This is a genomic window from Pseudomonas sp. BJa5 (assembly GCF_030272875.2).
GTDB lineage: Bacteria > Pseudomonadota > Gammaproteobacteria > Pseudomonadales > Pseudomonadaceae > Aquipseudomonas.
Genome location: NZ_JALRNG020000060.1, coordinates 1 through 20,396, shown reverse-complemented (window position 1 = coordinate 20,396; position 20,396 = coordinate 1). Strand labels below are relative to the sequence as shown.

Below are 20,396 nucleotides of genomic sequence, written 5' to 3'. Positions count from 1 at the left end.
AACTGACGCGCATGAAGATCAAGAGCAACCGTAGGAGCGGGCTTGCCCCGCGATGGCGTCAGCCAGGCTGCGCCAACCTATGCCTTCGAAGATGCGCCAGCACAGGCACCACCCGTAACTTCGCGACCGTAGCGAGGGAACCCGGAGCGCAGCGCAGGGCCGGATGCAGGAGCAGCGGTTTTGGTTCCTTTTGCCAAGACAAAAGGAACCCGCCGTAAGGGCGGAAGGGGCCGGCAGCGTCGCCGTATTGAAAGGATAAGTCCGCAGCCTCGACACCCAAGTCCAGCCCAAGCCCAGGATCATAGTCCCCAGGATTTCGTGAAGAGCTTTTTTCGCCCCGTGTTTAAGGAGGATGGATGGGCAGAGGGTTGTGGATGGCGCTGCTGCTGGTGCTGGCGGCCTGCAAGCCGGGTGATGCGCTGGAGCGCATCAGCGGGCCGACCATGGGCAGCAGTTACACCGTGCAATACATTCGCACGGCCAGCGGGCCTGCGCCGCAGGTGGTGCAGCACGAGGTGGAGCAGGTGCTGGCGATGATCGACCAGCGCTTTTCCACCTATCGTGGCGATTCACTGGTCGCGACGTTCAACCGCCTGCCAGCGGGCAACTGCCAGGCCATGCCCGTCGAGGTGCTGGAGCTGGTGCGGTTGGGTGAGCAGCTGTCGCAGCAAAGCGCGGGTGCTTTCGATCTCACCGTGGAGCCTTTGCTCGATCTATGGGGGTTCGGCCCGCAGTCGCGAGCGGAAAAAGTGCCGGATACCCAGGCGCTGGACAGTGCTCGCCAGCGTGTCGGGCATGGGCATTTGCGCATAGTGGGCGAGCAGCTGTGCAAGGATGCGCCTGTGGAGCTGGACTTCAACAGCCTCGCCGCCGGCTTTGCCGTCGACCTGCTGGTGGCGCGGCTAAAAGCGCTGGGAGTCGCGGATTTACTGGTCGAAGTCACCGGTGAGCTCAAGGCGGTCGGCAGCAAGGCCGATGGCGGTGCCTGGAAAATCGCCCTCGAATTGCCCCGTGACGATCGCCAGATTGCCCGTCAGATCGTGCCGCTGGAGGGTTTCGGTGTGTCGACCTCCGGTGACTATCGCCACTATTTCGAGGAGAATGGCCGGCGCTATTCGCACGCCTTCGATGCTCGTCTCGGCGCACCCGTGCGGCACGACCTGGCAGCGGTGACCGTATTCGATCGCTCGACGCTGATGGCCGACGGCTATTCCACTGTGCTGCTGATCCTCGGGCCGCAGGCAGGCTGGGAGTTTGCCCTCAAGCACGGGATTGCCGCGGTGTTCGTGACCCGGGTCGCCGAGGGTTTCGTCGCCCGGAGCACCCCGGCCTTCGAGCAGGTAACCCGATAGGTACATGCAATGGCCACCCTGTGGGAGCTGGCGAAGCCAGCGATGAAAACGACACCGATATCGAGTCGAACCCATCGCAGGCTTCGCCAGCTCCCACAGGGTTCGCAGGAATGAATGAGACTTTGTGATGTAGTGCAGAGAAAAATAGCCTACGACGCGACCAAGGGTTAATGTGCGCGGCGTTCAAGCTTGATTAGACTGCACCCGAATTTTTTCATGGCGCCGCTGGCGACATGATCTAGCCCCGCTCGCCAATGTGGCGACCGGGCCTGTTCTGAAGGAGTACGCATGGCTGTCTACAACTACGACGTAGTGGTGCTGGGTTCCGGCCCCGCAGGAGAAGGGGCGGCAATGAATGCTGCCAAAGCAGGACGCAAGGTGGCGATGGTCGACAGCCGTCGCCAGGTCGGCGGCAACTGCACCCACCTGGGTACCATCCCGTCCAAGGCCCTGCGTCACTCGGTCCGCCAGATCATGCAGTTCAACACCAACCCGATGTTCCGGGCCATTGGTGAGCCTCGCTGGTTCTCGTTCCCCGACGTGCTCAAGAGCGCCGAGAAAGTCATCTCCAAGCAGGTCGCCTCGCGCACCGGCTACTACGCCCGCAACCGTGTCGACGTGTTCTTCGGCACCGGCAGCTTCGCCGACGAGCAGACCGTCGAAGTGGTCTGCGCCAACGGCGTGGTCGAGAAGCTGGTGGCCAAGCACATCATCATCGCCACCGGTTCGCGTCCGTATCGTCCGGCCGATATCGATTTCCACCACCCGCGGATCTACGATAGCGACACCATCCTCAGCCTCGGCCACACCCCGCGCAAGCTGATCGTCTACGGCGCCGGGGTCATCGGTTGCGAATACGCCTCGATCTTCAGCGGCCTGGGTGTGCTGGTCGAACTGGTGGACAACCGTAGCCAGTTGCTGAGCTTCCTCGACTCGGAAATTTCCCAGGCGTTGAGCTACCACTTCAGCAACAACAACATCACGGTTCGTCACAACGAAGAGTACGACCGTGTCGAAGGCCTGGACAACGGTGTGATCCTGCACCTCAAGTCTGGCAAGAAGATCAAGGCCGACGCCTTGCTCTGGTGCAACGGCCGTACCGGCAACACCGACAAGCTGGGCCTGGAAAACATCGGCATCAAGGTCAACAGCCGTGGTCAGATCGAGGTCGACGAGAACTACCGCACCCACTTGCAGAACATCTACGGTGCCGGCGATGTGATCGGCTGGCCGAGCCTGGCCAGTGCCGCCCACGACCAGGGCCGTTCGGCCGCTGGCAGCATCGTCGACAATGGCAGCTGGCGCTTCGTCAACGACGTGCCGACCGGTATCTACACCATTCCGGAGATCAGCTCGATCGGCAAGAACGAGCAGGAGTTGACCCAGGCCAAAGTGCCGTACGAAGTCGGCAAGGCCTTCTTCAAGGGTATGGCGCGTGCGCAGATCGCCGGCGAGCCGCAAGGCATGCTGAAGATCCTGTTCCACCGCGAAACCCTGGAAATCCTCGGCGTGCACTGCTTCGGCTACCAGGCCTCGGAGATCGTCCACATCGGCCAGGCGATCATGGACCAGCCGGGTGAGCGCAATACTTTGAAGTATTTCGTCAACACCACCTTCAACTACCCGACCATGGCCGAAGCCTATCGGGTAGCGGCCTACGACGGCCTCAACCGGCTTTTTTGAGCGGCTCCGGCCGGTGGCCTGAGCCGGCCGGGGAGACCGATTTCAGCGATTCTCGAGGGTGGCGCTGGCCAAACCGGGAAAGTCTGTAATCAGGCTGTCTACGCCGAAGTCGGCGAGCCTGCGCATCAGCGCCGGCTCGTTGACCGTCCACACCGACACGTGCAATCCCTGGCGCTGGGCCTTGAGCAGGCGCTCGGGGGTGCATAGTGTCCAGTTCAATGCCAGCAAGTTGCAGCCATAGTTCTGGGCGACCTTCAGCGGGTCGAGCCAGGCGTATTCGGCGACCAGTCCCCGCGCGATATCCGGCGTCAGCTCAAGGGCTGCACCCAGCACTTCCCGTGAACTTGAAGTAATGGTGATCTTGTCGAGCAGGCCATGCTGCTGGGCCAGTTCGCGAATCGCCAGCACGGTGGTGGCGGCACGGGTGCGCGAGGCGCTCTTGACCTCCAGTTGCCAGTGTTCGAAGTCGCAGTGCTCGAACAGGGTTTGAAGGCGTGGAATGGGGCAGGGCGACACCCAGCCCGGCCCGCCCTTGCGCGCGTCAAAGGTCACCAGGTCCGCAGCGTTTTGCTCGACCACCTTGCCGCGCCGGCCGGTGGTGCGCTTGAGGCTGGGGTCGTGAATGACCATCAGCTCGTTGTCGGCCGACAGGTGCAGGTCCAGTTCGCAGCGTCGTACGCCGTGCTTGAGGCACTGCTGGAAGCTGGTCAGGGTGTTCTCGGGGGCTTCGCCCTTGGCGCCACGGTGGCCGTAAATCTGGGTCACGTTTGTTCCTTCAAGAAAAGAGTGAAGCGCTAGGAGGCGTTGGAGGTGTTCTGTTCCAGCGCCTGGCGTCGTTGTTGGGCTTGTCGTTGCAGGATGTAGCGGGCCAGCAACTGGCGCTGGGCATCGGTGATGTCGACGAACTCGGTGCCGATGGCATGCTGGCCATCGGCCTCGCGGTCGCAATGGGTTACCCGGGCACGCAGTAGCAGGCCCAGGGCCTGGGGCATCAGCACCATCTTTATCGCCACCCGGCTGCCGGCGGCAATCGGTTGCTGCTGGTGGAACTCGAGGCCACCTTCGGACAGCACCACCGGCTGCGGCGCGCTGAGCTGGCCGAGCAGGGTCTGGGCGACGACGGCGCTGAGCAGGTCGATGCGCTTGTTCTGGGCTTTCAGGAAGGCAGCCAGCACGCGATCCTTGTCGCTGAGCTGGCGCAGCAGGTGCTGGGATTCGAACTCGCTCAGGTGCAATTCACTGAGCAGGTTGAACAGCGGGGAATCATCTTGCAACAAGTCTGAGCCAAGGGCTTCGGCTGCGCTCAGCGGGCTAATTTCCAGTGCGATCCTATCGTCGATACGGTAGTATTCGCGGCGATCTTCTTCATCTAATGTCGACATGGCGAACCCATGGTAGCGGCGGTGGTCTGAGTGTAAAGCTGCTATTCAAGCCCCGCCACAAGGACGTTCCTCTTTCATCCGAACAAGCCCCGACATGTTCAGACCTCTCTTCGTATTCATCGGTACGCGTTACACCCGTGCCAAGCGTCGCAACCATTTCGTCTCGTTCATTTCCCTGACTTCGATGATCGGCCTCGCCCTGGGCGTGGTGGTGATGATCGTGGTGCTGTCGGTCATGAACGGTTTCGATCATGAAATGCGCACCCGGGTATTGGGCATGGTGCCCCATGCCACCCTCGAAACCGGCCAGCCGATCAACAACTGGCCCGCCCTTGCCAGTCAAGTAAAGCAGAACCCGCGGGTTGTGGCGGTAGCGCCGTTCACCCAGATGCAGGGCCTGCTCACCCATGAGGGCAAGGTGCAGAAGGTGCTGCTCAATGGCGTCGATCCGGCCCAGGAACGGCAGGTGTCGATCATCGACAACTTCATTCGTGAAGGTAAGCTCGATGACCTGGCCCCGGGCGAGTTCGGCATCATGATCGGCGACAAGGCGGCGACCAAGCTGGGCGTCGGCATCGGCGACAAGCTGACCTTCGTCGCCCCCGAGGTCACCGTGACTCCCGCCGGGATGTTCCCGCGCATGAAGCGCTTCACCGTGGTCGGCATCTTCCACGTCGGCGCCGGCGAGATCGACGGCTACCTGGGCCTGACCAACCTGTCGGACCTGTCGCGCCTGCACCGCTGGAAGGCCGACCAGGTCCAGGGCCTGCGCCTGAAGTTCGACGACCTGTTCCAGGCCCCGCGCACCGCCTGGGACATCGCCCAGAAGCTGGGCGACCAGGAGTTCTACGCCCGCGACTGGACCCGCACCCACGGCAACCTGTACCAGGCGATCCGCATGGAGAAGGCCATGATCGGCCTGCTGCTGTTGCTGATCGTGGCGGTGGCGGCGTTCAACATCATTTCCACCCTGGTGATGGTGGTCAACGACAAGAAGGGCGACATCGCCATCCTGCGCACCCTGGGTTCGACACCGGGGCAGATCATGGCCATCTTCATGGTCCAGGGCACGGTAATCGGCGTGGTCGGCACCCTGATCGGCGCGCTGGTCGGCATCCTCGCCGCGCTCAATGTCAGTGCCGCGATCGCCGGGCTCGAAACCCTGATCGGCCACAAGTTCCTCAATGCCGACGTCTACTTCATCGACTACCTGCCGTCGCGGATCATGGCCGAAGACGTGTGGATGGTCTGCGGTGCGGCATTGGTCCTGAGTTTCCTCGCCACCCTGTATCCGGCCTGGCGTGCGGCACGCACCCAGCCTGCGGAGGCGCTACGTTATGAGTGAGTTGGGCATGAGTGATAAAGCAGTGCTGAGTTGCCGCAACCTGGGCAAGTCCTACGAGGAAGGCCCGGAGTCGGTGCAGGTGTTGTCCGGCCTGCAGCTGGAGCTGCACGCCGGTGAGCGGGTGGCGATCGTCGGCAGTTCCGGTTCGGGCAAGAGTACCTTGCTCAACCTGTTGGGCGGCCTCGACACGCCAAGCCAGGGCAGTGTCTGGCTGGCCGGCGAAGAGCTCTCGGCCCTCGGCGAGCGTGCCCGCGGCCTGCTGCGCAACCGCGCCCTGGGCTTCGTCTACCAGTTCCACCACCTGCTGCCGGAGTTCACGGCCCTGGAGAACGTGTGCATGCCGCTGCTGATCGGCCGCACCGCGATCCCGGAGGCGCGCGAGCGTGCCGAAGCCCTGCTCAAGCGCGTGGGCCTGGGCCATCGCCTCACCCACAAGCCGGCCGAACTGTCCGGTGGCGAGCGCCAGCGTGTGGCCATCGCCCGGGCCCTGGTCAACCGTCCGGGGCTGGTGATGCTCGACGAGCCGACCGGCAACCTCGATCACCACACCGCCCAGGGCATCCAGGACCTGATGCGCGAGCTCAGCAGTTCGTCGCAGACCGCCTTCCTGGTGGTGACCCACGACCTCAACCTGGCGCGCCAGATGGACCGCGTGCTGCGCCTGGAGGATGGGCACCTGGTGCCGATCTGACCTGGCCGTGCAGCGTGCCCGCAGGTTCTGCCGGGCACCTTGTTCCTTTTTTTTACCTGGGTGCTTCCGTTCATGTTCAGACCCTTGTCTATTTTCATCGGCGCGCGCTACACCCGCGCCAAGCGCCGCAACCATTTCATCTCGTTCATCTCCATGACCTCGATGATCGGCCTGTCCCTGGGCGTGCTGGCGATGATCGTGGTGTTGTCGGTGATGAACGGCTTCCAGCGCGAAATGAGCGCGCGGATTCTCGGCATGGTGCCCCACGCCAGCATCCTCGGCGTGCAGCCGCTGGACGCCTGGCAGCCGGTGGCCGATGCCGCGCTGAAGAACCCCAGGGTGATCGCCGCGGCGCCCCTGACCGAAATGGAGGGCATGCTGTCGTACAAGGGGGCGATGCAGCCGATCCAGGTCAGTGGTATCGACCCGGCCCAGGAAGGCAAGGTCTCCATCGTTGGCCAGCACATTGTCCAGGGCAGCCTGCAGGGGCTGCAGCCGGGCGAATACGGTGTGGTGATCGGTGAGATCACGGCCCGGCGCTTTCGCCTGAACGTCGGCGACAAGCTGACCCTGATCGTGCCGGAAGTCAGCAGCGCCCCGGGCGGTATCACCCCGCGCATGCAGCGCCTGAACGTGGTCGGGGTGTTCAAGGTCGGTGCCGAGCTGGATGGCTCCATGGCCTATATCCACATGGCCGATGCCGCGCAGATGCAGCGCTGGCAGCCGAACCAGGTGCAGGGCGTGCGCCTCAAGCTCAAGGACCTGTACGAAGCGCCACAAGTGTCCAAGGCCATTGCCGCCAGCCTGGGTGGCGAGTACCGCGCCGATGACTGGTCGCACACCCAGGGCAGCCTGTTCAGTGCCATGAAAATGGAAAAGACCATGATCGGCCTGTTGCTGCTGATGATCATTGCCGTGGCGGCGTTCAACATCATTGCCACGCTGATCATGGTGGTCAACGACAAGGGGGCGGACATCGCCATCCTGCGCACCATCGGCGCGACCCCGGCGCAGATCATGGGCACCTTCATGGTCCAGGGCACCCTGATCGGCATCGTCGGCACCTTGATCGGTGGCGTGCTCGGGGTGATTGCCGCGCTCAATGTCAGCCAGATCGTCGGCTGGCTGGAGCGGGTCAGCGGGCAGCATATCTTCACGTCCGACGTGTACTTCATCAGCAGCCTGCCGTCGGAGTTGCAGTGGGGCGATGTGGCGCTGATCTGCAGCGCCGGCCTGGTGATGAGTTTTCTGGCTACCTTGTACCCGGCGTGGCGGGCTTCGCAGGTGGAGCCGGCGTACGCCTTGCGTTACGAGTGATGTTCTTCGCGGGGCAAGCCCGCTCCTACGGGAACTGTAGGAGCGGGCTTGCCCCGCGATAGGCCTCACACCCTCGGCAAGTCGATCACAAACCGCGTCCAGCCCCCGGACGACTCGGCCGCAATGCTGCCCCCATGGGCTTGCACGATGGACCGGGTGATCGCTAGCCCCAACCCCGCATGCTCACTGCTGCCTTCGCGCCGCGCCGGGTCGGCCCGGTAGAAACGGTCGAACAGTTTTGGCAGCAGCGCCGCATCGATCGGTGCACCACGGTTGGCAACCTGTAGCCGTACCCGTCCTTCGGGTTTTTCAATGCTTACCCGGATCTCACCACCGGTCGGGGTAAAACGCAGCGCATTGTCCAGCAGGTTGGACAGGGCCCGGCGCAGCATATTGCGGTCACCGTCCAGGCTGGCCTGGCCCTCGCGGCGCAGCAACACCCCGGCTTCCTCGGCCAGCGGCCCGTAGTATTCGAGCAGGGCGTCGGTCTCGTCTTCAAGCGCCAGCTGCTGGCGGCTGGGCATCAGCAGGCCGTGGTCGGCCTTGGCCAGGTAGAGCATGTCGTTGACCAGTTGCGCCATCCACTGCAGCTCCTCGAGGTTGCTGTGCAGGGCTTCGCGGTACTCATCCAGCTCGCGCGGGCGGGTGAGGGTGACCTGGGTGTGGGTAAGCAGGTTCGACAGTGGCGTGCGCAATTCATGGGCGATGTCGGCGGAGAAGGCCGACAGGCGCTGGAAGGCATCGTCCAGGCGCTCCAGCATGGCGTTGACGGTTTGCGCCAGCTCCGCCAGTTCCACCGGCATCTGCGCTTCGGGCAGGCGCGTGGTCAGCGAGCGCGCCGACACCTGCGAAGCCACCTCGCCCATCTGCCGCAAGGGCCGCAAGCCGCTGCGCGCGGCCCAGGCACCGAGCAGGGCGGTGGCCAGGGCCGAGAGGCCGACGGTCAGCCAGATCAGTTGCTGCATGCGCTGGAGAAAGTGCTGGTGGTGGGTGATGTCGAGGAACAGGGTCAACTGCGCGGACTGTCGATCGCCATCGTCGAGGTTGACGCACAGGCTGCGATAATCGCTGCTGGTGCTGTGCAGGGTGCTCAGGCCGGGTACCTGCGGCGACTCGGGCAGGCCGGCCTGGCTGTCGAACCAGATCTTCCCGTCGCTGCCACGGATGCGCACGGCGAGGTCGGCCTGGTGGCTCAGTTCGGTTTGCAGCGCGGGCAGGCGCGGGGCGAGGCTGGCCGGGTCGTGCACGCCGTCGAGCATTTGCCGCAGCAGCGACAGGCGACTGTTGAGCAGTTGCTGGTCCAGCTCGATGAAATGGCGCTCGCTGGCGCTGCTGAACAGCACACCCGCCATCAGCGACACCGCCGCCGTACAGGCGGCAAACAGCAGTGCCAGGCGGCTGCCCAGGGATAACCGGCGCATCAGGCCGAACGCTCTTCGAGCACGTAGCCCATGCCGCGTACGGTGTGGATCAGTTTGTACTCATGGCCATCGTCGATCTTCAGGCGCAAGCGGCGGATCGCCACTTCGATGACGTTGGTGTCGCTGTCGAAGTTCATGTCCCAGACCTGCGAGGCAATCAGCGACTTGGGCAACACCTCGCCCTGGCGGCGCAGCAGCAGTTCGAGCAGGGCGAACTCCTTGGCGGTCAGGTCGATGCGCTGGCCGCTGCGTTCGACCCGGCGACGGATCAGGTCCAGACGCAGGTCGGCCAGGCCCAGGCTGGTTTCCTGGGCCGGGCTGCTGCCGCGGCGCAACAGGCTGCGTACCCGGGCCAGCAATTCGGAAAAGGCAAAGGGCTTGACCAGGTAGTCGTCGGCGCCCAGCTCCAGGCCATGCACGCGGTCTTCCACGGCATCGCGAGCCGTGAGGAACAGCACCGGAATCTCAAGGCCGGCGGCGCGCACGGCCTGGAGAATCTGCCAGCCATCACGGCCGGGCAGCATCACATCGAGGATCAACAGGTCGTAGTCGCCGGTCAGGGCCAGGTGCTGGCCGGTATTGCCGTCGGCGGCCAGTTCCGTGGCAAAGCCTGCTTCACTGAGGCCCTGGCACAGGTAGTGGCCGGTCTTGGTCTGGTCTTCGACGATCAACAGTTTCATTGCAGGGCTCTTGGGCAGGTAATGCCTGGGGTTATACCGTGTCGGGCGTGCCGGGTGGCCAAGCTGACAAAGTTGTAATCTTTTTGTCAGGTCGCTGCCAGCGCCGGTTTTCTACAGTGAAGCCTGAATCGTCGCAACCCTGGAGTGGGCCTGACATGAAACACCTCTTTATTGCCGGCGCCCTGGGGCTGTTCAGCCTGCCTTCGCTGGCGTCCCCTGCGCATTCGTTCGCCTTCGGTGAACCGGCGGCCGCGGCCAAGGCCGACCGTACCGTGGAAATCGTCATGGGCGACATGTACTACGAACCGCGCAGCCTGCAGGTCAAGGCCGGTGAAACCGTGCGCTTCGTGCTAGTCAACAAGGGTGCGGTGGTGCACGAGTTCAGCCTGGGCGATGCGGTCATGCATGCCAGGCATCAAAAGGAAATGATCGCCATGCAGGGCCAGATGGACCATGCGGCCATGGGCCACGGCGGCATGCAGCATGGGGCGGGCATGAAGCACGACGATCCCAACACGGTGATGGTCGAGCCGGGCAAGCGCGCCGAACTGACCTGGACCTTTAGCCAGTCCGCCCCCATCGAATTTGCCTGCAACGTCCCGGGCCATTACCAGGTCGGCATGGTCGGCAAGCTGACAATCGGCCAATAACAGGCCCAACGCAGGGCTCAAACCCGATAAACTAGGCGCATTTCGTCCTTCAGGTTTGAGCCATGCATCCCGCCGCCGAACACTCCCCGCTGGGCAAGTCCAGCGAATACATCGCCACTTACACGCCATCGCTGCTGTTCCCCATCCCGCGTGCGGCCAAATGGGCCGAACTGGGTGTCAGCGCCCAGACCCTGCCGTGGCAGGGGGTGGATTTCTGGAACTGCTTCGAGCTGTCCTGGCTGCTGCCATCGGGCAAGCCGGTGGTGGCCATCGGTGAATTCGCAATCCCGGCCGATTCGCCGAACATCATCGAATCCAAGTCGTTCAAGCTGTACCTGAACTCCCTGAACCAGACCGAGTTCGAATCGTCCGCTGCCGTGCAGGCGTGTCTGGAAAAAGACCTGTCGGCCGCGGCCGGCAAGCCGGTGGCGGTGCAGATCCGCAGCCTGGCCGAGGTTGAAGGGCAGGGCGTGGTGGCCTTGCCGGGTGTGTGCATCGACGACCTGGACGTGAGCATCAGCAACTACGAGCAGCCCCAGCCGGAGTTGCTGCGTTGCGACAGCAGCCGCATCGTCGAAGAAACCCTGCACAGCCACCTGCTCAAGTCCAACTGCCCGGTGACCGGCCAGCCGGACTGGGGCAGCGTCACCGTGCACTACCGCGGCGCGGCGCTGGATCATACAAGCCTGCTGACCTACCTGATCAGCTTCCGCCAGCATGCCGACTTCCACGAGCAGTGCGTGGAGCGAATCTACCTGGACCTCAAGCGCCTGCTCAACCCCGAGTTCCTGACCGTCTATGCACGTTATGTGCGCCGTGGCGGGCTGGACATCAACCCGTACCGCAGCACCGAGACCGTGACTTTGCAGAACCTGCGACTGGTTCGTCAGTAACGAGCCGTTTGTAGGAGCGGGCTTGCCCCGCGATGGTATGTGACTGACCGCACGCGATCGCGGGGCAAGCCCGCTCCCACCAACCGCCGCCTCACAGCAGCGGTCAGGGGCTTCAGATGCCCATGCTCTGCAGGCTCTGGACTATGTTGCGCAAGGTGGCAGTCAAGCCTGGGTGATCGACTTCGAACCGCTCCACGGCAAGGTTTACGCCATCGACCAGGTTGTTGTCCGGGGTCACGGCCTCCAGTTCGATCTTGGCCTCGATTTGCTGCATCAGTTCGTGCAGGTGCTCGCGCTCTTCTTCCGAGAGCGGTGGGTTCTGCTCCAGTTGCTCGCGCAGGGCGTCGAGTTGCTCTTGCAGTTCGCGGGCAGGCATGGGTGGTCTCCCTCTATGAATAGGCACAGTCATGGACCCCGGCAGCAGGCGAAAGGTCCATACCTCGTCTTCTAGAGTAATCCACCGCACGGCGCTTTGCATGACCGGGATCAACGGCCCTGTGTCAGGGTTTTTCACCTTTCAGGCGGCGCTGTGCGATGTCGGCCAGGCAATCGCTCAACGACTCCAGATGATCGATCACCGAGTGCACGCCCAGGGCGAACAGTTGCAGGGTGGCCTTGCCACGCTTGCGTTCCTGCTCCTGCGGGCTGAGTGCCTGCCACTGCTGGCTGTCGACCCCGCACAACGAGCCGCAGGTGGCCAGGCCGATGGTCCACAGGCCCGCATTGAGGCCTGATTGCAGCAGGCGCGGCTCACCACTGACCAGCACGCAACCGTCGAGACTTTGGGTGTTGAGGGCCATCAAGGCCTGCCAGCAGGCGTCTGGCGCCGGCCAGGGCGTGGCGCTGCCATGCAGGGCCTTCAGCCAGCCGGGCAGGGGGCTTGCCAGGTGTTCGGCATCGGCGCTGGACACCTCGTCCAGCCAGGCGCAGGGCACCTGCTGGCGGTGCAACCATTCGAGGGCCTGCAAGGCGCCGGGCGTGGGTTGAGCAGCGTGCGGGTTGGCACCGGCTTCGACCAGGCAGCCACGCAGGCCGAACAGCAGGGCGGTGAGGGCGGGCGAGTCTGGCATGGCAACGTCCCTGAAAAATAACCTGCAGGCTACACTCGGCGTGTGACGGTCTGATTACGCGGCCAGGCAACAGATGTTCACAAATTAGTTACCTCATTTGTGTCAGGCTGCGTCTAAACGGAAGACCCTTTATACTTGTTTCCTTTTTTGGCGAGCAGGCGCACAGCACCTGCCGCAGTGACTGTCGAGGAGTAACTCTATGCGTAGGAACGGAGCAGGCGTGATCGATCGGATGACCCGGGCCTGTGTCTGCGCCAGCCTGTTGCTGGCACCCCTGGGTGCAGCCCAGGCGGCCACCGAGGACGATCCCTGGGAAAGCATCAACCGGCCGATCTTCCGCTTCAATGACACGGTCGATACCTACGCGCTCAAGCCGCTGGCCAAGGGATACCAGGCGGTTACCCCGCAGTTCCTCGAAGACGGCATTCACAACATGTTCCTCAACATCGGTGATGTCACCAACCTGGCGAATAATATCCTGCAGCTCAAGCCCCACGCGGCGGGTGTCGATACGGCGCGGTTGATCGTCAACACCACCTTCGGCCTGGCCGGTTTCTTCGACGTCGGCACCAAGATGGGCTTGCAGCGCAACGACGAAGACTTCGGTCAGACCCTGGGTTACTGGGGTGTAGGCAGTGGTCCTTACGTGATGCTGCCGCTGCTCGGCCCGAGCACCGTGCGCGACGCCTTCGCCAAGTACCCCGATACCTATACCGAACCCTACCGTTACATCGACCATGTGCCGACCCGCAACACAGCGCTCGCCGTGGATGTGGTCGATACCCGCGCCAACCTGCTGTCGAGCGAGAAGCTGATCACCGGCGACAAGTACGTGTTCATTCGCAACGCCTACCTGCAGAACCGCGAGTTCAAGGTCAAGGATGGCGAAGTCAAAGACGACTTCTGATCGTTGCTGGTGAAAAAGGCGGCCTGCGGGCCGCTTTTTTCTTACCTGCAACATTCCATTAGGTAGCTGCCAAAGGGGTTTTTATAACTCCCGGTGCTTTAGCCTGCAAACAGCAACCGCGAGCATCGGCCTACCCTTGAAACGCCTGGCGGATGGGAGTACCGTCTGCGCCTTACAGGGCACCTCTGCTGGTTGCCGGACAACCTGTCTTGTCCTACAACTCATAGTAGAGTGGCTAGAAGCGAATCCAGTACGCGTGCTCACGCCTTGTCGAGCCGCCTACGCCAACCTAATTCTGGCGCCGTTTGCCCACATGCAGAAAAACAGTGCAACGCTGCTGATAATCGATGACGACGACGTCGTACGTGCGAGTCTCGCTGCTTACCTTGAAGACAGTGGTTTCAATGTCCTGCAGGCAAGTAACGGCCTGCAGGGCCTTCAGGTCTTCGAACAGGAAAAGCCTGACCTTGTGATCTGCGATCTGCGCATGCCGCAAATGGGCGGCCTGGAGCTGATTCGCCAGGTGACCGAGCGCGCCCCCGAATTGCCGGTGATCGTGGTGTCCGGTGCCGGGGTGATGAACGATGCGGTGGAAGCGTTGCGCCTGGGCGCGGCCGATTATCTGATCAAGCCGCTGGAAGACCTCGCGGTGCTGGAGCACTCGGTGCGCCGGGCACTGGATAGGGCCTACCTGGTGCTGGAAAACCAGCGTTACCGGGAAAAGCTCGAAACCGCCAACCGCGAACTGGAAGCCAGCCTGCACCTGCTCCAGGAAGACCAGACCGCCGGGCGCCAGGTGCAGATGAACATGCTGCCGGAAAGTCCCTGGGTGGCCGACGACCTGTCGTTCGAGCACCAGATCATTCCGTCGCTGTACTTGTCGGGCGACTTTGCCGACTATTTCCGGGTCGACGAGCGTCGTGTGGCGTTCTACCTGGCAGACGTTTCCGGTCACGGCGCCTCTTCGGCGTTCGTCACCGTGCTGTTGAAATTCATGACCACCCGCCTGCTGTTCGAATTCAAGCGCGGTGGCAAGCTACGTGAGTTCAAGCCGTCGGAAGTGCTCGGGCACATCAACCGCGGCCTGATCAACTGCAAGCTGGGCAAGCATGTGACCATGGTCGGCGGTGTGATCGACGAAGACACCGGTCTCATGACCTACAGCATCGGCGGTCACCTGCCGTTGCCGGTCCTCTATACCCCGGGCCAGAGCCGTTACCTGGAAGGCCGCGGGCTGCCGGTCGGACTGTTCGAAGAAGCGACCTACCAGGACCACGTCCTGGAGCTGCCGCCCCAGTTCAGCCTGACCTTGCTCTCTGATGGCATTCTGGACCTTTTGCCCGGGGACACACTCAAAGATAAAGAAGCGGCCCTGCCTGAAATCATCAAGGCCGCAGGGGGTAGCCTGGATGGGCTGCGCCAACGATTCGGATTGGCTACGCTTGGGGAGATGCCGGATGATATCGCCCTATTGGTGTTGAGCAGGAACCTTCAATGAGTACGGGAAGAATCCAGTTCGCCGAGCAGAGCGGCACGTTCGTTCTGAAGTTTGTCGGTGAAGTGCGCCTGACGCTGTGTTCGGCGCTGGATGCGACTATTGAAAAGATCTTTACGGCGCTGAATTTCTCGGCGATCGTCATCGATCTGACTGAGACCGAAAGCATCGACAGCACCACCCTGGGCTTGCTGGCCAAGCTCTCGATCCTGTCGCGGCAGAAGGTCGGCCTGTTGCCGACCGTGGTGACTACCAACCCGGACATTTCCCGGTTGCTGCAGTCCATGGGCTTCGACCAGGTGTTCAACATCGTCGATCGGCCGATCCCGTGCCCTGAGTGCCTGACCGACCTGCCGTCCCAGGACCAGAACGAGGACGTGGTGCGTTCCAAGGTACTCGAAGCGCACAAGATCCTCATGGGCCTGAACGACTCCAACCGCGAAGCCTTCCACGACCTGGTCAACGCCCTCGAGCGCACCTGACGGATAAGCCATGCGGGGCTCCCGCATGGGCTGCTTGTTGCAATATTTTCAATATATCGTTGCGTATTCGCACTCTGGCTGAATTCAATCTGGAAGTAGTTCCTGTTTGTGTGTCGGGATAAATCTTACATATTCCGAGGTGCGGCATATCCAGGTTGTTGCTATTCTCGCCACGAACTTTAAGTTTAGTGGAGTGTGACATCATGGATGATAATGTTATGCAGGCCGAAACTGACGCAGTTGGATTTATGTTATCCAGGCTTTCCGGTCTGTGGAAAAGTCGCGCAGCAGTGAACGCGGGTTTGTGTGATTTTTCTGTGCTAGAGTTTGACGCATCTCGAAGTGATTTTAGCGAGCAGCTGTTGCCGTTCAAGAATCATCAGGCGTGGAAAGACGCTGATGTAGAAATTAAATCCAAGTGTCTTTCTTATGCATGGATAATCTACAATCTAAAAACTATCTATATAGAAACCAATGTGGTGGCACCTGCCTGTGAGGATATTATAAAGGCGCCACCTGCCAGCTCCTGTAATCGGGCCGTTTTACAATCAGTCATGGTTGAATCGTTGCTTGATGAAGCGTTGCATACAAAAATGTCGGTTGATGCCTGCAATTACATTTACGCAATGCGTGGTATAGAGTTCCTGGATTTTACGGATTTCAATCTGGTGGCTTGGAGAAATGCGCTGCTTGCTACCTGCAGTGCCGAGTGGGAGCGGCGCCTGACGCGCTTCGGTATAGCCTGTGCCAGCGAAACACTCATCACCGACTATCTGAAGGTGATGGCAGAAGATTCAAGCATACAAAAGATTTGCCACGAAGTGACGAGTACCCATGCCAGGGATGAGTGGAGTCACTCCAGTGTATTCAGTTTTGCCGCAAGTGATATTCTAAGAGGTCTTTCCGAGCGGGAGCGTGCCTATTTCAAGTCGGTAGTATTGAAGACGGTAGATATGTTCGCCAACAATGAGCTCGGGGCATGGAAAGCAGCATTTTCGATAGTAGGGCTTCCAGGTGCGGACGCTATCCTTCATGATACGGGGGACAACAATGAAGTCGGAGTTTATGTCGAGTCGGTCGAGAAGCTGATTGATCGAGTCGGTTTGAATTCGCCGGCTGTGGTGCGTAGCCAGGCTTTCAACTCCGCAATGGGTTGAACTTATGAGCCAATCAGTGCAAGTTAGTTGTGTCTCTGTTGTGGGTGAAACGAAGTCAGTCAAGGTGTTTCGTTTCAGAGTATTGGGCGCGATTTTTGAATCGGCGGAGTACAAGGCTGGGCGCTATGTGTCGTTGGGCTTCTCTGGTGTAAATGGTTCGCCTCAGGAGCGCTGTTATTCCATTATCCGGGTTGTTCCACCGAATCAATTTGAAGTTGCGATTCAGGAGAGTGGTCGTCAGCAAGTTGCGGATCGGTTGTTTAATACCCTGGCGGTTGGCGACTTGCTCAGCAGTCAGGTGCCTGCTGGCGATATTACTGTTGAGCGACTCTTGTCCTGCAAACAGGTGCTGATGCTTGCCGGTGGTATTGGGGTGACACTGCCCATCGGTCTTCTGCGAGCGTTGGATAGCCATTACCAGAAGCTTGGTTACGCTCCATCGGTAAGGCTGGTGTGGTGTGTTCCCAGCCTTTCGGATGCGCCTTTTGTTGTCGAGTTGTTGGCCCTCGAGGCTTCTTCGCCCTGGCTTTCCGTCGACCTGTACTTGACCAGAAGCCTTCGGTCCGGCGTATGCGAACCTTTCCATCAGGGGCGACCTTCAGCCGCGACCTTTGATTGCCTGCCGACTCCGGATGCTGTGGTCATTTGCGGCAGTCAATCCTTTGCCAGGTCGATGCAGGAAAGAGTTCGAAAGTTTCCGCAGAGTGAAGTCATGATCGAGGCTTTTTCCTCAGCATCGGTTTCATTGAAAAACATTGGCGGGACCGAAGCGGCAACCAGGTACCTTCAGGTTCAGGGGGTTGCCGAACTGATCGCGTTGCGTCCTGGCAAGAGCCTTCTTGAGCATCTTCTGGAGTCCGATATATCGGTGCCTCACCAGTGCCGATCCGGAATCTGTGGCAGTTGCCGGATCAAGATGATCCGGGGTACGTGCCAGCTTGAGGCAGATTTCGCGCTTGGCGAGGCAGAACGGGCGGCAGGTTACGTCCTTGCCTGCTGTGCTTTTCCCGCAGACGAGTCGGTGACGGTCGCGGTTAACCAGTTCGGTTCGAACAACTGAATGACAAAAGGGTGATCAATGAAAACGTTGTTGGTGTTGCGCCATATTCATTTCGAGGATCTGGGTTATCTGGAGCCGGTTCTGGTTGAGCTGGGGTACAGCATTCATTACCTGGATGTCTGCACCATGTCCTTCGCTGCAATTGATGAACAGAAAGCCGATCTGGTTGTTATCCTGGGAGGGCCAATTGGGGCTTATGAAGAGGTGAGTTATCCGTTCCTGACTGAGGAGCTGGAACTGATCCGTCGACGATTGAAATCGGGCAGACCTCTGCTTGGAATATGCCTGGGCGCCCAGCTGATCGCTCGTGCGTTAGGGGCGAAGGTCTACCCGATGCCGGGCAAGGAGATCGGTTTCGGAAAGCTAAGCCTGACCGCCTCAGGTCAAGAGTCGGTGCTTGCTCGGTTGAATGACGTGCCGGTGCTGCATTGGCATGGAGATCAGTTCGATATTCCTGAGCAGGCGCAGCGATTGGCTGAGACTGATTTGTGTGGCAATCAGGCTTTTTCCTTGGGCAATAACCTGCTTGCCCTGCAGTTTCACCTGGAAGCCGATAGCGGGCGGATCGAGCAATGGCTTGTGGGGCATGCCGCTGAACTTGCAGCGCAAGGCATTGACCCAACTGATCTAAGACTGCAGGCGTCCCAAATGGGTGACCAGTTGGAGCAAGCCTGTCGACGAGTCATTGAGGACTGGGTTAAACAGCTCAATTGAGTCATCCATTCTGCTTGGCCGTCTTCCCTGGCTATTGCACCTGGCGTGGCGGAAATTCCGTAGCTGCCGTACCGTCGGCGTTAAGCTGGTAAATCCGCTGCGGCTGTCCCTGTTCATTGAAAAGCACCTGGCCAAGGCCAGCGCTGTTCCACAGCCGCTCGCCAGCTTTGCTGTGGCTGGGGGTGCGCGGAATCACTTCCATCTGCCGGCGCTTGGTGAACCAGTTCAAGGGTGAGCGGGGCGAATACAGCCAGCGGTTGAGGCTGTCGAAGGTATCCAGCAGGCGCCGAGGAAACTGGTTCTTGATGCCGCTGCTGGTGATCTGCCACAGGTGCGGGCTGCGTTGGCGATGGCGGATCAGCACTTCGTAGACAAAGGAGTAATGCACGTCGCCCGAGAGGATCACGTAATGCCCCGGCGTGCGCGAGTGCCGGAAGATGTTGAGGATGACCTGGGCGGCGCCGCGATGGGCCATCCAGTTCTCGGCATCGACCAGCAGCGGGTAGCCCAGCCAGCTGAACACCCGTTGCACGCTTTCGATCAGCTTGACCCCGAAGATCGGCGCCGGCGACACGATGATGGCCGAAGGATGGTCGAGCAGGGCCTGTTGCAGTTCGCACAGGGCCTCCCAGTCGAGCAGGCCGGAGGGCTTGGCCAGGTTGCTCTCACTGCGCCAGCGGCGAGTGCGGGTGTCGAGCACCAGTAGGGGAGGATTGCTGGGCAGCACGAACTGCCAGCCCTGAAACCGTAGCGCTGCCTCGATCAGTGCGTCCTGGTCGGGTGCGTCCAGGCAGGGGGCGTCGAGTGCGCTCTGGCACAACGCCTGGCACTGGAGCACCAGTTCGCGGCAGGCATCCGGGTCATTGCCCCAGCCCTGGCACAGCAGATAGCCGAGCAGGGCGTTGCCGATGATGCGCCTGGAAAACGGATGTCCATAGGCGGTCTGTTCCCATTGCGCCGACAGGTTCCAGTCATCGGTGATGTCGTGATCGTCGAAGATCATCAGGCTCGGCAGGTGCGCCAGTACCCTGGCCACGCCCTCCAGGCCGCTGACGAAGCCATCGATCAACTGTTGTTCCTGCCGGTAGCGTGCCTGTCGCTGGTCGGTCAGCCCCGAAGGCATCTGTGGCGCGATCAGGCGCCAGGGCACCGGCGACCAGACCAGCAGGTACATGGCCATGACCTCGGCGAAGGTCACCAGGTGGTTGTCGGCATTGCTGCTGGTGAAGATAGGCTTGCGCGCGCCACCGAAAAAGCGCTCGCGCAGGGTTTCATTGCTCTGAAGGGCTGGCAGCAGGTCGGCGCGGTGGTAATAGCTGGCAGGGTGCTGGTAGAGCGCACTGGCGGACTCGACCACCGCACCTTGCAACTGTTCGTCGAACAACCCCAGGCGCTCGATCAGCGCATGGATGGCGCGCAGCATGGGCCCGGCGACATCGTCGGCGTAGACCTGGTCGCCACTCATCATCAACAGGGCAGGGCGCGTCGCTGGGTCGCTGCACTGCATCAGCAGCCGATCGGCGCACAGCAAGCCATCGGCGGCCGGGTGGTGCGGCTTGCGGCAGGAGCCGTGGAGTACCTGTCCAAGGCGCGAATGCAGGACGAAGTTTGCCTGTCGGGCGCCAGGGTAGAGCAGGTGCGGGGCCCACTGGGCGATGCCTTGCGCGCCTTCGGCGGTTTGCAGGATCAGGTCGTAGTCGATCTGTACGTCGCAGGGCAGCGGGCCGTCGAGGGCGATGTCGAGCAGATGGACGAAGGCCTGGCGGCCGACGGGGACGATGGTGCAGTCGATTGTCGCAGTGATGCCTGCACAGCTCAGCTCAAGTGCTGGCTGCAGGGGCTGTGAAGCCACCAACCAGAACACCATCCGTTGTGATTCAAGACGGCGCAGCACAGGGCCGGCCAGTACTGCGGGTAGCGCGGAAGATTCAGACATCAACATCTCTGAAAGCAAGATCGAAAGCATCGCGGGTGAAGCCCCCGCCAACACCCGGAGGGGCGGGCGTGGCCCCCCGTGGGGGGTTTTCATATTGGCCTGCTAGGACAACGGCCACCCGGTGGGGATGGCGGCCCCCCACGACCCCAGGGCGCGGTCCG

The 20,396-nt window shown here is 61.5% G+C and carries 20 protein-coding genes; 13 read left to right on the top strand and 7 right to left on the bottom strand.

Going from position 1 to position 20,396, the window contains the following annotated elements:
• Window positions 1-356: 356 nt before the first annotated feature.
• Window positions 357-1,352: an FAD:protein FMN transferase gene (locus M2D63_RS24430; protein ID WP_285865645.1), complete on the top strand. Its 996-nt coding sequence runs from the start codon at window positions 357-359 to the stop codon at window positions 1,350-1,352.
• Window positions 1,353-1,640: 288 nt separating this feature from the next.
• Window positions 1,641-3,035, top strand: a complete 1,395-nt coding sequence (gene sthA, locus M2D63_RS24425; protein ID WP_285865644.1) for a Si-specific NAD(P)(+) transhydrogenase — start codon at window positions 1,641-1,643, stop codon at window positions 3,033-3,035.
• A gap of 42 nt (window positions 3,036-3,077) precedes the next feature.
• Here the strand turns inward: sthA and M2D63_RS24420 are convergent, their stop codons facing one another.
• Both M2D63_RS24420 and M2D63_RS24415 read right to left on the bottom strand, forming a co-directional pair.
• Window positions 3,078-3,800 (bottom strand): glycerophosphodiester phosphodiesterase, encoded by a 723-nt coding sequence (locus M2D63_RS24420; RefSeq protein WP_285865643.1) that lies wholly within the window; start codon window positions 3,798-3,800, stop codon window positions 3,078-3,080.
• Between the two features lie 29 nt (window positions 3,801-3,829).
• Window positions 3,830-4,417 (bottom strand): PilZ domain-containing protein, encoded by a 588-nt coding sequence (locus tag M2D63_RS24415; RefSeq protein ID WP_285865642.1) that lies wholly within the window; start codon window positions 4,415-4,417, stop codon window positions 3,830-3,832.
• Window positions 4,418-4,511: 94 nt separating this feature from the next.
• Here M2D63_RS24415 and M2D63_RS24410 point away from each other — a divergent pair, with 94 nt between their 5' ends.
• From M2D63_RS24410 to M2D63_RS24400, 3 genes are all read left to right on the top strand, one after another.
• Window positions 4,512-5,762 carry a lipoprotein-releasing ABC transporter permease subunit gene (locus tag M2D63_RS24410; RefSeq protein ID WP_285865641.1) on the top strand — a complete coding sequence of 417 codons (1,251 nt, stop codon included), beginning with the start codon at window positions 4,512-4,514 and terminating at the stop codon, window positions 5,760-5,762.
• Between the two features lie 7 nt (window positions 5,763-5,769).
• Window positions 5,770-6,453 carry a lipoprotein-releasing ABC transporter ATP-binding protein LolD gene (gene lolD / locus M2D63_RS24405; protein WP_285865640.1) on the top strand — a complete coding sequence of 228 codons (684 nt, stop codon included), beginning with the start codon at window positions 5,770-5,772 and terminating at the stop codon, window positions 6,451-6,453.
• Between the two features lie 72 nt (window positions 6,454-6,525).
• Window positions 6,526-7,770 (top strand): lipoprotein-releasing ABC transporter permease subunit, encoded by a 1,245-nt coding sequence (locus tag M2D63_RS24400; protein ID WP_285865639.1) that lies wholly within the window; start codon window positions 6,526-6,528, stop codon window positions 7,768-7,770.
• 65 nt (window positions 7,771-7,835) lie between these two features.
• Here the strand turns inward: M2D63_RS24400 and M2D63_RS24395 are convergent, their stop codons facing one another.
• Together M2D63_RS24395 and M2D63_RS24390 are read right to left on the bottom strand one after the other, a co-directional pair.
• Window positions 7,836-9,194, bottom strand: a complete 1,359-nt coding sequence (locus M2D63_RS24395) for a heavy metal sensor histidine kinase (RefSeq protein ID WP_285865646.1) — start codon at window positions 9,192-9,194, stop codon at window positions 7,836-7,838.
• On the bottom strand, window positions 9,191-9,871 hold the full coding sequence (locus tag M2D63_RS24390; RefSeq protein WP_285865637.1) for a heavy metal response regulator transcription factor: 681 nt from the start codon (window positions 9,869-9,871) through the stop codon (window positions 9,191-9,193). Before M2D63_RS24390 ends, M2D63_RS24395 begins: the two co-directional genes overlap by 4 nt.
• A 155-nt stretch (window positions 9,872-10,026) precedes the next feature.
• Between M2D63_RS24390 and M2D63_RS24385 the strand changes: the two genes are divergently transcribed.
• A complete protein-coding gene (locus M2D63_RS24385; RefSeq protein WP_285865636.1) occupies window positions 10,027-10,521 on the top strand; it encodes a cupredoxin family protein in 495 nt (164 codons plus the stop codon).
• Between the two features lie 62 nt (window positions 10,522-10,583).
• Complete coding sequence (queF, locus tag M2D63_RS24380) at window positions 10,584-11,414, top strand: NADPH-dependent 7-cyano-7-deazaguanine reductase QueF (protein ID WP_285865635.1); 831 nt, start codon at window positions 10,584-10,586, stop codon at window positions 11,412-11,414.
• Window positions 11,415-11,526: 112 nt separating this feature from the next.
• Here queF and M2D63_RS24375 read toward each other — a convergent pair whose 3' ends face one another.
• Window positions 11,527-11,790 carry a DUF4404 family protein gene (locus M2D63_RS24375; RefSeq protein WP_285865634.1) on the bottom strand — a complete coding sequence of 88 codons (264 nt, stop codon included), beginning with the start codon at window positions 11,788-11,790 and terminating at the stop codon, window positions 11,527-11,529.
• Window positions 11,791-11,914: 124 nt separating this feature from the next.
• Window positions 11,915-12,484 carry a phosphonoacetaldehyde phosphonohydrolase-related protein gene (locus M2D63_RS24370; protein WP_285865633.1) on the bottom strand — a complete coding sequence of 190 codons (570 nt, stop codon included), beginning with the start codon at window positions 12,482-12,484 and terminating at the stop codon, window positions 11,915-11,917.
• A 199-nt stretch (window positions 12,485-12,683) separates the two neighbouring features.
• On the opposite strand from M2D63_RS24370, the gene M2D63_RS24365 reads away from it, so the two are divergent.
• The 6 genes from M2D63_RS24365 to M2D63_RS24340 all read left to right on the top strand — a co-directional run bounded on the left by M2D63_RS24365 (window position 12,684) and on the right by M2D63_RS24340 (window position 18,299).
• Window positions 12,684-13,391, top strand: coding sequence for a VacJ family lipoprotein (locus M2D63_RS24365; protein ID WP_285865632.1), 708 nt, complete (start codon window positions 12,684-12,686; stop codon window positions 13,389-13,391).
• Window positions 13,392-13,704: 313 nt separating this feature from the next.
• Window positions 13,705-14,889 carry a two-component system response regulator RssB gene (rssB, locus tag M2D63_RS24360; RefSeq protein WP_285865631.1) on the top strand — a complete coding sequence of 395 codons (1,185 nt, stop codon included), beginning with the start codon at window positions 13,705-13,707 and terminating at the stop codon, window positions 14,887-14,889.
• The gene (gene rssC, locus M2D63_RS24355) at window positions 14,886-15,368 is read left to right on the top strand and encodes an anti-sigma factor antagonist RssC (RefSeq protein WP_013971741.1); all 483 of its coding nucleotides are present in this window, start codon (window positions 14,886-14,888) and stop codon (window positions 15,366-15,368) included. Before rssB ends, rssC begins: the two co-directional genes overlap by 4 nt.
• Window positions 15,369-15,571: 203 nt before the next feature.
• The gene (locus M2D63_RS24350; RefSeq protein ID WP_285865630.1) at window positions 15,572-16,525 is read left to right on the top strand and encodes a diiron oxygenase; all 954 of its coding nucleotides are present in this window, start codon (window positions 15,572-15,574) and stop codon (window positions 16,523-16,525) included.
• 4 nt (window positions 16,526-16,529) lie between these two features.
• Window positions 16,530-17,585: a 2Fe-2S iron-sulfur cluster-binding protein gene (locus tag M2D63_RS24345; RefSeq protein ID WP_285865628.1), complete on the top strand. Its 1,056-nt coding sequence runs from the start codon at window positions 16,530-16,532 to the stop codon at window positions 17,583-17,585.
• 18 nt (window positions 17,586-17,603) lie between these two features.
• Window positions 17,604-18,299, top strand: a complete 696-nt coding sequence (locus tag M2D63_RS24340) for a glutamine amidotransferase (protein WP_285865627.1) — start codon at window positions 17,604-17,606, stop codon at window positions 18,297-18,299.
• A gap of 31 nt (window positions 18,300-18,330) precedes the next feature.
• On the opposite strand, the gene M2D63_RS24335 is transcribed toward M2D63_RS24340, so the two are convergent.
• Window positions 18,331-20,235 (bottom strand): alkaline phosphatase D family protein, encoded by a 1,905-nt coding sequence (locus tag M2D63_RS24335; RefSeq protein WP_285865626.1) that lies wholly within the window; start codon window positions 20,233-20,235, stop codon window positions 18,331-18,333.
• Window positions 20,236-20,396 lie beyond the last annotated feature (161 nt).

Bases quoted from the DNA above. Each gene is read 5' to 3' on its own strand.
- rssC (WP_013971741.1), top strand. From the start codon at position 14,886: ATGAGTACGGGAAGAATCCAGTTCGCCGAGCAGAGCGGCACGTTCGTT.
- M2D63_RS24400 (WP_285865639.1), top strand. From the start codon at position 6,526: ATGTTCAGACCCTTGTCTATTTTCATCGGCGCGCGCTACACCCGCGCC.
- M2D63_RS24335 (WP_285865626.1), bottom strand. From the start codon at position 20,235: ATGTCTGAATCTTCCGCGCTACCCGCAGTACTGGCCGGCCCTGTGCTG.
- M2D63_RS24370 (WP_285865633.1), bottom strand. From the start codon at position 12,484: ATGCCAGACTCGCCCGCCCTCACCGCCCTGCTGTTCGGCCTGCGTGGC.
- M2D63_RS24375 (WP_285865634.1), bottom strand. From the start codon at position 11,790: ATGCCTGCCCGCGAACTGCAAGAGCAACTCGACGCCCTGCGCGAGCAA.
- M2D63_RS24345 (WP_285865628.1), top strand. From the start codon at position 16,530: ATGAGCCAATCAGTGCAAGTTAGTTGTGTCTCTGTTGTGGGTGAAACG.
- M2D63_RS24385 (WP_285865636.1), top strand. From the start codon at position 10,027: ATGAAACACCTCTTTATTGCCGGCGCCCTGGGGCTGTTCAGCCTGCCT.
- M2D63_RS24365 (WP_285865632.1), top strand. From the start codon at position 12,684: ATGCGTAGGAACGGAGCAGGCGTGATCGATCGGATGACCCGGGCCTGT.
- sthA (WP_285865644.1), top strand. From the start codon at position 1,641: ATGGCTGTCTACAACTACGACGTAGTGGTGCTGGGTTCCGGCCCCGCA.
- queF (WP_285865635.1), top strand. From the start codon at position 10,584: ATGCATCCCGCCGCCGAACACTCCCCGCTGGGCAAGTCCAGCGAATAC.
- M2D63_RS24410 (WP_285865641.1), top strand. From the start codon at position 4,512: ATGTTCAGACCTCTCTTCGTATTCATCGGTACGCGTTACACCCGTGCC.
- lolD (WP_285865640.1), top strand. From the start codon at position 5,770: ATGAGTGATAAAGCAGTGCTGAGTTGCCGCAACCTGGGCAAGTCCTAC.
- M2D63_RS24340 (WP_285865627.1), top strand. From the start codon at position 17,604: ATGAAAACGTTGTTGGTGTTGCGCCATATTCATTTCGAGGATCTGGGT.
- M2D63_RS24415 (WP_285865642.1), bottom strand. From the start codon at position 4,417: ATGTCGACATTAGATGAAGAAGATCGCCGCGAATACTACCGTATCGAC.
- M2D63_RS24350 (WP_285865630.1), top strand. From the start codon at position 15,572: ATGGATGATAATGTTATGCAGGCCGAAACTGACGCAGTTGGATTTATG.
- M2D63_RS24430 (WP_285865645.1), top strand. From the start codon at position 357: ATGGGCAGAGGGTTGTGGATGGCGCTGCTGCTGGTGCTGGCGGCCTGC.
- rssB (WP_285865631.1), top strand. From the start codon at position 13,705: ATGCAGAAAAACAGTGCAACGCTGCTGATAATCGATGACGACGACGTC.
- M2D63_RS24390 (WP_285865637.1), bottom strand. From the start codon at position 9,871: ATGAAACTGTTGATCGTCGAAGACCAGACCAAGACCGGCCACTACCTG.